This is a genomic window from Aliikangiella aequoris (assembly GCF_053709105.1).
On sequence record NZ_CM132298.1, the window covers coordinates 2,412,648 to 2,425,091 of the forward strand.

Annotated in this window: 13 protein-coding genes; 1 reads left to right on the top strand and 12 read right to left on the bottom strand. The window is 41.5% G+C overall.

The genetic code is table 11. The annotated features are described in order from the left end of the window. Nucleotides 1-14: 14 nt before the first annotated feature. The 9 genes from ACUR5C_RS10395 to murJ form a co-directional block, all read right to left on the bottom strand. The gene (locus ACUR5C_RS10395; RefSeq protein ID WP_454465055.1) at nucleotides 15-812 is read right to left on the bottom strand and encodes a PilW family protein; all 798 of its coding nucleotides are present in this window, start codon (nucleotides 810-812) and stop codon (nucleotides 15-17) included. Then, nucleotides 809-1,396 (bottom strand): type IV pilus modification protein PilV, encoded by a 588-nt coding sequence (pilV, locus tag ACUR5C_RS10400; RefSeq protein ID WP_454465056.1) that lies wholly within the window; start codon nucleotides 1,394-1,396, stop codon nucleotides 809-811. The genes ACUR5C_RS10395 and pilV overlap by 4 nt, the downstream gene beginning before the upstream one ends. Continuing rightward, nucleotides 1,390-1,860 (bottom strand): GspH/FimT family pseudopilin, encoded by a 471-nt coding sequence (locus ACUR5C_RS10405; protein WP_454465057.1) that lies wholly within the window; start codon nucleotides 1,858-1,860, stop codon nucleotides 1,390-1,392. The genes pilV and ACUR5C_RS10405 overlap by 7 nt, the downstream gene beginning before the upstream one ends. Before the next feature lie 312 nt (nucleotides 1,861-2,172). Then, nucleotides 2,173-3,102, bottom strand: coding sequence for a 4-hydroxy-3-methylbut-2-enyl diphosphate reductase (ispH, locus tag ACUR5C_RS10410; RefSeq protein WP_454465058.1), 930 nt, complete (start codon nucleotides 3,100-3,102; stop codon nucleotides 2,173-2,175). An 8-nt stretch (nucleotides 3,103-3,110) separates the two neighbouring features. Beyond that, entirely contained in the window at nucleotides 3,111-3,581 is a 471-nt protein-coding gene (fkpB, locus tag ACUR5C_RS10415) for an FKBP-type peptidyl-prolyl cis-trans isomerase (RefSeq protein ID WP_454465059.1), read from the bottom strand. Beyond that, entirely contained in the window at nucleotides 3,581-4,087 is a 507-nt protein-coding gene (gene lspA, locus ACUR5C_RS10420; protein ID WP_454465060.1) for a signal peptidase II, read from the bottom strand. Before lspA ends, fkpB begins: the two co-directional genes overlap by 1 nt. Then, nucleotides 4,080-6,920 carry an isoleucine--tRNA ligase gene (gene ileS, locus ACUR5C_RS10425; protein ID WP_454465061.1) on the bottom strand — a complete coding sequence of 947 codons (2,841 nt, stop codon included), beginning with the start codon at nucleotides 6,918-6,920 and terminating at the stop codon, nucleotides 4,080-4,082. Before ileS ends, lspA begins: the two co-directional genes overlap by 8 nt. Before the next feature lie 52 nt (nucleotides 6,921-6,972). Next, nucleotides 6,973-7,914 (bottom strand): bifunctional riboflavin kinase/FAD synthetase, encoded by a 942-nt coding sequence (ribF, locus tag ACUR5C_RS10430; protein WP_454465062.1) that lies wholly within the window; start codon nucleotides 7,912-7,914, stop codon nucleotides 6,973-6,975. Between the two features lie 206 nt (nucleotides 7,915-8,120). After that, the gene (gene murJ, locus ACUR5C_RS10435) at nucleotides 8,121-9,662 is read right to left on the bottom strand and encodes a murein biosynthesis integral membrane protein MurJ (RefSeq protein ID WP_454465063.1); all 1,542 of its coding nucleotides are present in this window, start codon (nucleotides 9,660-9,662) and stop codon (nucleotides 8,121-8,123) included. A gap of 378 nt (nucleotides 9,663-10,040) precedes the next feature. On the opposite strand from murJ, the gene rpsT reads away from it, so the two are divergent. After that, nucleotides 10,041-10,304 (top strand): 30S ribosomal protein S20, encoded by a 264-nt coding sequence (rpsT, locus tag ACUR5C_RS10440; RefSeq protein ID WP_454465064.1) that lies wholly within the window; start codon nucleotides 10,041-10,043, stop codon nucleotides 10,302-10,304. Nucleotides 10,305-10,477: 173 nt separating this feature from the next. Here rpsT and cgtA read toward each other — a convergent pair whose 3' ends face one another. From cgtA to rplU, 3 genes are all read right to left on the bottom strand, one after another. Next, nucleotides 10,478-11,641, bottom strand: a complete 1,164-nt coding sequence (cgtA, locus tag ACUR5C_RS10445) for an Obg family GTPase CgtA (protein ID WP_454465065.1) — start codon at nucleotides 11,639-11,641, stop codon at nucleotides 10,478-10,480. Between the two features lie 132 nt (nucleotides 11,642-11,773). Beyond that, nucleotides 11,774-12,031: a 50S ribosomal protein L27 gene (gene rpmA / locus ACUR5C_RS10450; RefSeq protein WP_454465066.1), complete on the bottom strand. Its 258-nt coding sequence runs from the start codon at nucleotides 12,029-12,031 to the stop codon at nucleotides 11,774-11,776. Nucleotides 12,032-12,062: 31 nt separating this feature from the next. Beyond that, entirely contained in the window at nucleotides 12,063-12,374 is a 312-nt protein-coding gene (rplU, locus tag ACUR5C_RS10455; protein ID WP_454465067.1) for a 50S ribosomal protein L21, read from the bottom strand. Between the last annotated feature and the right edge of the window lie 70 nt (nucleotides 12,375-12,444).

Here is a 12,444-nt window from a genome sequence, read left to right on the forward strand (position 1 = left end):
AATTTCACCTGCTACTAAATTTTGGATTGCATGCATGAGATAATCGCATCTGGACTACTGGTAAAAGCAAAGGCTGAATTAGGCATATAAATAGTTTGAGTAAACAAGCGCCGCGCAAAGCGATCTTTGGCTGACTTGTAATCTACGTCTAATAATTTAAACGTTTCTTCTTTATCTTCAGGAAGTACTTCATTTTCACTTCTTAAAACAAGACCAACCCTTACCGATAAAACTCGCTGCTGATACACCGCATTAAAGCTTTTAGCAAGTAAGGTTTCTTTGTTCATAAACTGGTTTACAGCACCATCCGGGCAAAATGCATCAGTTTCAACCCCATAAGTAACTTGAAAACCTTCGACATTACCGATAAAAGGCTGAGCGGCTCCCCCACCATTTCCAAGACACATTAGCTGATTATTTTCTACGTAAAAACGATTTTGAACGACTCCACTGGCTACAGTGGCGCCATTACAATCAATATTATTACCACTTGCGACACTCATTTTACGCGTGACCGTGATTGTGTCCGTGACACCATCGGCTGAATTAGTAAAATCGATGGCAGGTTGCACTTCTAAGAAATCTTCTGTCCAACTTGCCATTTGAATTTCATTTTCAAGGAATGTTAAAGCAAATCTGCCATCTTCCTGAATACCTGAAAGTTCTGTTTGAAGCTTAAAGTTTTGATTGGAGCCAAAAAATAATTGAATAACACCACCAAGCAATAACAAACCTAGGGTTCCAGCAATTAATAACTCTACAATTGAAAAGCCTTGGCTTTTACGCGAGCTTAAATCATATTTAATTCTCATGGCACAATTTCCATAATAATACAGTTTCGCTCTTCGCTGCCGGTTAATGCCTTGCAGCTCGCATTAATATTCTTTTTAGTACCAATATCGCTACGCTGAGACATTGAATCCCAGTCAACCACTACCGTCATTTTACTGCCAGTATTGGTCAAACGAACTTGGCCTCCAGGAAGTAGAGTTTCTGCAGCACGACAAACTTCCCAACGTTCATAAATTGCCATATCGGCGAAATCACAGTTAGTCGCACTTGAACCGCCACACATCGCTTGCGGTTCCGAGTCGCACTCGAGCGCGCCGTCAACGGTGTATGTACCAAGTAAATCAGCGTAGCTAGTACTAGGAATATACTTACCATTGGGATCAGTAACAGAAGGTATCACCGAAGCAAGTTTGGCATTTCTAATTCTGCTAGCAAAATCTTCTGCGATTGATGTGGCTTGTGAGGTATAAAAGCCTTCTTGATTGCTGGACAAACTCGACACCTGTAATGCAGCAACGCCGAGTAAACCAATCCCAAGAATTAACGTGGTGACCAAAATTTCAACAAGCGACACCCCTCGCTGGTATTTTAAATTAATCAACATGAAGCTCCTGTCGTTGTTTTAGTGTTGCCACTTTTAGTTAAACAAATTCGGCGCTGTATTCCTGTTTCGGTATCTTTAATTAAAATATTTTCTGCCGAAGAGGAGGTTAATGGGCGAAACCCAGAAGGCTCAAAGGTAACACTAGTCAGTGCACTGGTTGTTGTTAAATTACTCGTTGATAAAGGTACGACTCTGATAGTTTCAGGTGTTCCGGAGGGATCAGCAACGACTTCCCACTGTGCTGAGCTTATTTTCACTTCAACTTGCTGCTGCCGAGTTACAGCTTCAGAGCGGGCATAATTAATCGCTCCCACCATGGTATTAACATTAGATGTCACCCGAGAGCGCGCCATAGAGCTTTTGAAGGCTGGAATTGCGTAGGAAATCATCACACCGATGATTAAAATAGCAATCATCAGCTCAATAATTGTGACTCCTTCGGCACGTTTAAATTGGTATTTCATATATTAATCCAGTTATTAAGACTTCAAACTTTATCAGCATCGGAGTTTTGTATTAGCTTGACGCTATTTTACAAGATTCCTTGAAATCTGGTTAAGCTTACTATTGATGAAATTGTATAATATAGCAATCTTGTACCGATGGCTGTACGAGTTTAAAGGATAAGTGGGACTGCCCCAATAGAAATTGAGACATTGCTCACAAATCAATGGCTACAGAAGTAATCGTGGAGCAACTGAGATTAATATAACAGGCTTTTAAAATACTTGAATGGCTCAACAGAATTTGAGCCATTGGCTGAAATGCAGACAGTGCTAGCGCAGCTCTATAGGAACAGGAAAGTACATGTTTTCTGGGTTTTCGGTGGGAAATTCTTGCATCTCCCCTCCCATAGACTTTAATTTGGCCAAAACTTCATCTACTAACACTTCAGGCGCTGATGCACCGGCAGTCACTCCAACACTGTCAATCCCTTTTAGCCATTCATCTTTAATTTCAGTAGCATTATCGATGAGGTAGGCAATACTTCCTTCTTTCTCAGCAAGCTCTTTCAGGCGGTTAGAATTAGAACTATTTTGGCTACCAACAACTAAAATAAGCGACGAGTCTTTTGACAGTGTTTTAACCGCGTCTTGACGGTTTTGAGTGGCATAACAAATATCGTCTTTTTTAGGGCCTTGAATCTTAGGAAATTTTTGTTTCAGCTTTTCTATTAAGCCGCGAGTTTCATCAACCGATAAAGTCGTTTGCGACACATAAAATAACTTGTCAGCGTTTTTTACCTCTAATGCATCGATATCTGCTTCGTCTTCTACTAAATACATTCCGGCATTGGCATTTTGGTATTGCCCCATAGTACCTTCTACTTCTGGGTGCCCTTTATGACCAATTAAAATTCCTTCTTCGTTATTTTTGCTTTTACGCACGACTTCCATATGCACTTTCGTCACTAACGGACAAGTTGCATCAAAAACGCGAAAGCCACGCTCTTTAGCTTCGTCTTTGACCGCTTTAGAAACACCATGTGCGCTGTAAATTAAAGTACTACCTTCAGGTACGTCGGCCAAATCTTCAATAAAAACAGCGCCTTTCTTTTTAAGCTTGTCGACCACAAATTTATTATGCACTACCTCATGCTTAACATAAATTGGGGCGCCAAATAGGTCGATAGCACGATTCACAATTTCTATCGCTCTATCAACGCCAGCACAAAAACCTCTAGGGTTTGCAAGTACAATTTTCATCTGTTTTCCTAGCCTTCTCTGTTATCTGCTATTTGCCTAACTTCAATTTCGAACACTATGTCTTCGCCCGCTAAAGGATGATTAAAGTCTACTTTAACCGAACCTGCTTGCACCGCTCTAATTATCCCAGGAAGCTCGCCTCCACCAGGCTGCGCAAATGAAACAATCGCACCTTTCTCTAAATTAATATCTTGCGGAAACTGGCTCAAGTCCATAAAGTGAATACTATCTGGATTGCTTTCGCCAAAAGCATCTTTAGCAGGTAATTCAAACTGCAATGAAGCACCTACTTCTGCACCAATTAAAAAACCTTCAAAAGCTTCACTAAAACTTCCATTGCCCAAAACTAACCAACTGGGTTTACCGCTGACCTTAGTACTATCGGCAATACTGCCATCTTTTAACTTTACCGTTACGTCGGCTAATACACGACTAGTTGCTGTGACTTGTTGAGTCATTTTAATATCACTTTTACTCATTAATTTTTGTCACTTTTGGCCTGTTCATTATTCTTAAAACCATCTATCAGCATAAGAACAGCCCCCAATAAAATCACGCTATCGGCTATATTAAAAGCGGGCCAGTGATAGCTTTGATAATACCAATCAATAAAATCGACCACTTTACCTAAAGTTAAACGATCATATAAATTGCCAATGGCGCCAGCCAAAATTAAAGCTAAGCCAACGTTTAATATTTTGTTTTTGGCGGGCGTTGTTGCCATCCAAGCAATTATGCCTAAGCTAACGATAGAAGATACCACACTAAAAAAGATCACTTGCCAGCCTGGCTGGTCAGCTAAAAAAGAAAAAGCCGCGCCGGGGTTATAACGTAAAATTAAATTAAAAAAGGGCATGACTTCAATGACCTCATAGGGTCCTATGTGAGTCACTGCTAAATATTTAGTGTACTGATCGGCAATAATAAATATCAGCGTAAGCCACAGCCATTTTAAGCCTGAGTCTGCTAATTTAAGTTTAAGCATATTGACGTTGCTCTCCTTCACCGTCTACATTACTAACGCAGCGACCACAAAGTAACGGATGCTCAGCCACCGAGCCTACATCTTCTCTACGGTGCCAGCAGCGATCGCATTTAGCATGAGGAGACGCCGTAAGTGCAATGCCTAAACCGTCAATCTCAGTTGCTTCTCCGCCTTCGCCACGAACGACTTTAGCTTGCGAAGTAATTAACACAAAGCGCAGCTCATCTTGTAGCTTTTCTAGAACCTTAGCAATTTCATCATTCGCATAAAGTATCAGCTCTGCTTCAAGCGAAGATCCCACGACGCTTTGTTTTCGATGTGACTCTATTGCTTTGTTACACTCGGTTTTTACCGCGTCAATTAAATCCCAATCTGATTCACTAATTAACGCATTGTTATCTGCTTCAAACAGGCCTTCATACCAAGTCTCCCAAAAAATTCCGTCGCCCTTTTCTCCCGGAATTTGTTGCCATATTTCATATGCAGTGAAGGATAAAACCGGAGCAAACCAGCGCACCACGGCTTGAACTATATGGTATAAAGCAGTTTGGCATGACTTGTGCGCGCGCGAACCCGCTTTTGCGGTATATTGGCGATCTTTAATGATATCTAAATAAAAGCTACCCATTTCAAACGAGCAAAAGTGATGCATCGCATTGGTTGCAGCCAGAAAGTTATAGTCGTCAAATGCTTGTTTAATTTCATTTTGTACCGCTAAGGTTTTCGCTACCGCCCAACGATCTAAAGGCAACATATCTTGTGGCGCTAATTGATCACTCTCTGGTGAAAAACCTTTTAAGTTTGCTAAAAAGAAACGCGCAGTATTTCTCATTCGGCGGTATTTATCAGCGGTACGTTTTAAAATTTCGTCCGACACCGTTATTTCAGAGCGGTAATCAGTTGACCCTACCCACAATCTTAAAATATCGGCGCCCAATTTATTAATTACGTCTAACGGCGCTACAACATTACCAATAGACTTAGACATTTTGACGCCTTTAGCATCAACCGTAAATCCGTGAGTAAGTACCGTTTTATAAGGAGCGTGCCCGTTAATAGCCAACCCAGTGAGAAGTGATGATTGAAACCATCCACGGTGCTGGTCCGAGCCTTCTAAGTATAAGTCGGCCGGCTCTTGCAGTTCTTCACGTCTTCCTAAAACACAAGCATGAGTAACCCCTGAATCAAACCAAACGTCTAGGGTGTCTTCAATTTTTTGATAATTGGCAGCTTCGTCACCAATCAGCTCTTCTAGTGATAAATCGAACCAGGCTTGCATTCCTTGCTTTTCAATTTTGTCGGCCACTTCTCGCATTAACTCAATGGCTCTTGGGTGCAACTCTTCAGTCTCTTTGTGCACAATTAAACACAATGGAACTCCCCAAGTTCTTTGCCGAGAAATACACCAGTCTGGACGACCATCAATCATTCCTTCGATTCGAGCTTGCCCCCATCCAGGTACCCAATCGACGTCTTTTATTGCGTTCATCGCCATATCTCTTAGGCCATTTTGCTGCATAGATATAAACCATTGAGGGGTCGCTCGATAAATTAATGGCGTTTTCGTTCTCCAACAATGCGCGTAACTGTGTCTAATTTTTGTTTGGCGTACTAAACGGCCGGTTTCAGCTAACAACGCCGTAATAGGTTCATCTACTTTGTAAACGTGTTGGCCCGCAAAATGTGGTGTCGCTTCAGAATAAACACCATTAGCCCCAACTAAATTAAGTGTACCTATGCCATAAGTTTTTCCAACAGTAAAATCTTCTACCCCATGATCAGGCGCGGTATGCACTAAGCCAGTTCCTGCGTCGGTGGTAACATGGTCACCTAAAATAATTGGAATATCACGCTCTGTAAATGGATGATTAAGTAGTTGGTTTTCTAAGGCTTTGCCTGTAGCGGTAGCAACTACTTTATAGTCAGCTATTTCCCAACGAGCCATAATGTCGTCGACCATTTCTGTAGCTATCACCACTCGCTCAACGCCCACGTTTTTGTGCCCTTCAGCGGCAACTGAAGCGTCAAGCTCAACTAAAGCATAATCTAAGTCGGCACTGGCAGAAACAGCCTGACTTGAAGGTAACGTCCAAGGTGTCGTTGTCCAAATGACTACAGCAACAGGGCCTTGGCCTTTATCTCCATTTTCTGCATTAAATTGCGCTAAAAATTCGGTTTCGTCTTTAGGTGAATAACGAACATCGATTGAATAGGAAGTTTTATCTTGGTACTCCACTTCGGCTTCAGCCAAAGCACTGCCACCAACCACACTCCAATAAACCGGCTTAAAACCTTTGTGCAAATGTCCATTTTCAACAATTTTAGACAAGGAGCGAACAATATCTGCTTCAAATTCAAAGTTCATGGTTTTGTAAGGATTATCCCAATCACCAACAACACCTAAGCGAATAAAGTCTTTCTTTTGCCCTTCAACTTGCTTTTCTGCGTAGTCGCGGCACTTTTGTCTAAATTCGGCAAAAGGTACTTTAACACCCGCCTTGCCTATTTTTTTCTCTACTCGGTGCTCAATGGGTAATCCATGGCAATCCCATCCTGGAATGTAAGGCGCGTCGTAACCACTTAGTGTTTTGCTCTTGACACAAAAGTCTTTAAGTATTTTGTTCACCGCGTGACCAATATGAATATCGCCATTAGCGTAGGGAGGTCCATCATGCAAGGTGAACTTTGGTCGTCCCGCACAGGCCTCTCTAATTTTTTGATACAAACCACTTTTTGTCCATTGCGCCAAAATTTTGGGTTCATTTTGAGCTAAGTTTCCTCGCATCGGAAAATCCGTATCGGGCAAGTTCAAAGTTGGTTTGTAGTCAGTCATTCTTCTCTATTCCAAATAGTAAATGTCAACAATTAGGTTAACGCTCTGAATTTTATATGTTTTTTTCTGCAATTAGCTGTTTTGCATAGTTTATATCTTGGCTAATTTGCTGTTTTAATTGGTCCAGATCTGCAAATTTTTTCTCTTCTCGCAACAGCTGGTAAAAATCGACCGCCAATTCTATCCCATATAGCGCTGGGCTTACACCCAAAAGGTGGACTTCTAGCCGATATTTCTTATTCTTTAGGGTCGGATTTAAGCCGCAATTTGCTGCTCCCCACGCTTGCCATGTATTGCCATTCGATTGCCAATAGCACTTAACTAAATAAACGCCATGTAACGCAGGGCGAATTCGCTTAAGACAAACATTAGCGGTTGGAAAGTCAATGGTACGCCCAACTTGATTACCATAACCTACTCGACCACAAATTCGATAGCGACGGCCAAAAAGCCGCTTCGCTTTGCTCAAGTTGTGCTGGCTTAAAGTTTCACGGATTAACGAACTGCTAACGCGCTGCTTATCAACCAGAATACTTGGAGTTGGCTCTAGAGTATATTGGCCTTGCGACATTTCATCTAATAACTGAAAGTTTCCTTTACGCTGATGACCAAAATGAAAGTCGTCACCTACGACTAAGTGTGCAATTTTCAACCTTCCAATGAGTACATTAGAAACAAACTCACGGGCTTCCATTTGACGCAGCGACTGATTAAATTGGAGCACAACTAACTGATCAATGCCCAGTGACTTTAGATACAGATACTTTTCTTTAAAGCAGGTTAACCTTGGAGGGCAAGCATCTCCCATAAAAAATTCTTTAGGGTGAGGCTCAAAAATTAGTACACAAGAAGGTATTCCTAATGCCTTTGCCTTAGCAATAACTTTAGCAACTATGGCTTGATGGCCTAAATGCACTCCATCAAAATTACCAATGGTTGCTACACAAGATTGCGATTGCTGTTGAAGGTTTATTAACCCTCTTATTAACTTCATTGTGTTCCAAAAATCAAACGATTGAGATAACTCGGATTATATACTAGCTTAACGCCAGCCGATAGAGCCCTGCTCACCTTATACACACGAGCAAAATCATAGTTTAAGTTTAACAATAAATTCACTCAAGCTCGCTTCTAATTGCTCATACAACAGATTACTCAAAAATAACGACTAAATTTTTGACTTGAGTTCACTTAGCCTCACTATGCAGGGCGTATATCTTTAAGCCGAACACCAAAAATGACTAGCGCAAGCGCATAAATAAACACCGACCCAAATACTAGAAAGCTTAACAAGCTTGCTCTGTCAAACAAATCCATGGCTTGCCAAGTTGTTATCTCGCCCATACAGGCCACAATAAACCCAATCAGAACAAGGTTTGCACCTGCTAATCGACTAAACCAAGCTATCCATTGACCGTCTGGCGTGAACATACCCACCTTGCGTAGGTTGTAAAACAAAAGGCTCGAATTTACAATCGCAGAAATTGCAGTCGCTAAGGCTAAACCGACATGCGCCAAGGGTGAAAATAGTATCAAGTTAAACAACATATTAGTGAGCATCGCGATAATGCCTATTTTTACAGGTGTTTTAGTATCCTGACGAGAATAAAACCCCGTAGCTAGCACTTTCACTAGCATAAAACCGAGTAAGCCTACGATATATGCTTTAAGACTTAACGCGGTAAAGTGAGCTGACTCTAAAGAAAATTCACCATGTTGAAAAACGGTTAGAATAATTGGCTCTGCCATAATAAACAGACCGACTGTCGCAGGTAACCCAATTAAGAACACCAAGCGCAGCCCCCAATTCAAAGTTTGGTTAAACTCCAACGCATTTTTAGCCGCATGTTGACGCGACAAAGAAGGTAAAATAACCGTTGAAATGGCAATTGCAAAAATGCCCAATGGAAACTCAAGCATACGATCAGAATAATAAAGCCATGTAATACTGCCATCAGCTTCTAAGAATGAGGCAATAATAGTATCTAACAACAGATTGATCTGGGCTACAGATACGCCAAATAGTGCGGGCCCCATTAACACCATAATTTTTCTTACGCCATCTGACTTCCATCCCCATTTAGGCGCAACTAATAGCCCTTCTTTCCACAAGAAAGGTAATTGAAATAAAAGTTGCGCAACACCCGCTACAAAAATTCCCCACGCTAACGCCATCGCGGTAGGCTCTTCAAGTGCCGGACTAACAATAATTGCAGCTGAAATCATCGAAATATTTAATAGCACCGGAGTAAACGCAGGAACCGCGAATCGACCCACGCTATTCAATACAGAGCCGCAAAACGCGGTAAGCGAAATAAATAAAATATAAGGGAAGGTAATTTTTAAGAGTAAGCTAGCTAGTTCAAACTCATGTGATTCTTTTAAAAAGCCCGGACCAAACATTGACACTAAAATTGGCGATCCAACGACCCCGACGATAGCAACCCCGGTTAATATTAACGCGAGAGTACCTGCGGTTTCAGAAATAAGCTTTTTTACTTCTTGTAGCTCTCGACTCGTTTGGTACTCTGAAAGTACTGGAATAAAGGCTTGAGAAAATGCACCTTCAGCAAATAAACGTCGCAAAAAGTTAGGGATTTTTTGCGCCACTAAAAAAACGTCACTTACCCAGCTAGCGCCAAGCAAGTTTGCCATAACAATATCCCGAACTAAACCAAGAATACGCGACAAAAATGTCATTGCGCTAACCACGATCCCAGATTTTAACAGCTGTTTCGACATTAACAGTCCTAGATTTCTAATTATTATCAGTTAATTTTAGCAGAGTACAAAACGGCTAATGCACTACAAATGGCGGCTAAGATTAGCCAGTTAGCATGCTAGCGTCAATTAAATTAAGCGAGCCCCGACTATTCGCGGATCTAATTAGCTCAATAATAAAACATCAATCGAGTTAAAAAGTGGCATTTTTATATTATCATGCAATACAATCGGGTTATTGCTGGGTTTAAATTAACTTCAATTCAAGGTTAGTTAATTTAGCAACGGCAAAGTCCTATCATTATCAGTCTTTTATCTTAATTAGGCTTGATATAAACTCAGAAACCCTGTATATTGCCGCACCTTAAATCTAAAGCCGATTATTTCAGGAGCAAAGCCTTGGCTAATATTAAATCCGCAAAAAAGCGTGCACGTCAGGCTGAAGGTCGTCGCCAGCATAATGCTAGCCGTCGTTCTATGATGCGCACCTACATGAAGAAAGTTGTTGCTGCGATTGCATCTGGCGACAAATCAGCAGCAGAAGCTGCATACACTAAAGCTGTATCTGTTATGGATGTAGCCGCAGGTAAAGGTCTTATTCACGCAAACAAAGCTGCTCGTCATAAGAGTCGTTTTAATGCTCAGATTAAGGCAATGAATTAATTTAGCGTTAATTCTACCAGAATACAAAAAACCCGCTTTAAGCGGGTTTTTTTATGTCGTCTGATTAAGTTGCGCGGCAGTTATGCGGCAGTTTTTTGGCCTTAACATGGCTTAATAAATCAGCACTACAAAAACCACACAGTAAGAATAGCTAAACGACAAGCCTCGCTTAGCTATTCATTAGATTCTGGAGGCTGTTCTTCAGTATCTACACTATGTATATCATCTATATCGTCTATATCATTGGTGTTTCTTAATTCACCTAGCTTAGCTTCAACTGAATCAGCAATTGGCTCTATTGTTTCTAGCGTGGCTGCATTTTTATTTTCGATATGTTCTAAAATATCAAAGCAAAGCTGCTTAGTGCCGCTGCCTTCTAGCCCAGAAATCGTATAATGGGGTGCTTTCCATTGCAGCGCCGACAATATGCTGGCTTTTTGCGCTTCCAGCTCTTCAGGATCAATCAGGTCACTTTTATTAAAAATTAACCAAATCTCCTTATCAACCAAATTGCTTTGGTATTCTTCTGAATAACGCGCTAATTCAGCGTGAATGGCATTAATATTAGTCAATGGATCTGACTCGTCAAAAGGCTTTAAGTCGACAAGGTGCAACAATAAACGAGTTCTAGCTAAATGCTTTAAAAACCTAACACCAAGTCCTGCACCTTCTGCCGCACCTTCAATCACACCTGGAATATCGGCAATCACAAAACTCCTGTGTGGCTCTGGAGCAACAACGCCCAGATTAGGTATTAAAGTAGTGAAAGGATAATCTGCCACTTTGGGCCGTGCTGCCGATACAGCGCGTATAAAAGTCGACTTGCCGGCGTTTGGCAGCCCAAGTAAGCCTACATCGGCCAAAACTCTTAGCTCTAGTCGCAGTTCGCGCATATCGCCTTCACTGCCCTTTGAAGTTTGTCGAGGCGTACGATTAACACTGGATTTAAATCGAGTATTACCTAAGCCATGAAAGCCGCCTTTAGCCACTAAAAGTCTATCACCGGCCTGTTGCAGGTCACCAATTAACTCGTCAGTTTCAATATTTTTAACACGCGTTCCTACAGGTACAGGTAAAATTAGATCTTCGCCTTTAGCCCCAGTACAGTTTTTAGATGCACCTTTTTCGCCATTTTGAGCACCATAAAAGCGCACGTATCGATAATCGACCAAGGTATTAAGCTCTTCATCTGCGGCCAAATAAACGCTGCCGCCGTCGCCGCCGTCACCGCCATCTGGCCCGCCTTTGGGAATGTATTTTTCCCTGCGGAAACTACATAATCCACTTCCGCCGTTACCAGCTTTCACTTTAATCGTGACTTCATCAACAAATTTCATTTCTAGCCTTCAGTTTTTCTATACCATATAGATTATGGCACAACCAAAACGAAAAAAGCCCCGAATTTATCGGAGCTTTCTTTTATCTTATACAGTAAGTGGCTCGCACTTACTCAAAGCTTAGTAGGTCGATTAGTTAGCAACAATGCTCACAGTACGACGGTTACGTAAACCTTTGACTTCAAACTTAACTTCGCCTTCTGCTTTAGCGAATAAAGTGTGGTCTTTACCAATTCCAACGTTAGTTCCAGGGTGGAAGTGAGTGCCACGCTGACGAACAATAATGCTACCAGCTGAAACTACTTCTCCGCCAAAGCGCTTAACACCAAGGCGTTTACTTTCGGAATCGCGACCGTTACGGGTACTACCACCAGCTTTCTTATGTGCCATTTTATCTCTCCAAAAATCTTGAGGAAGTTAATTACTTGCTAATGCCAGTAATTTTAACTTCTGTAAACCATTGACGATGGCCCATCTGCTTACGATGATGCTTACGACGTCTAAACTTAACGATCTTGATTTTCTTACCACGACCGTGCTCAACAACTTCACCAGATACCTTTGCACCTTCAAGATATGGAGCGCCAAGTGCCAAGTCCGCACCTTCGCCAACCATCAAGATCTTATCAAAATCAATTGAAGCGCCTTTTTCTGCGTCAATTTTTTCAAGGCGAACTACTTGGCCTTCTGATACTCGGTGTTGTTTACCACCACTTTGAATCACCGCGTACATAGCGACATTCTCTCCGTCTTTGAAGTATGCATGTTACTTAAGCATACTGGATTGTTTTTAAATTCTTTTA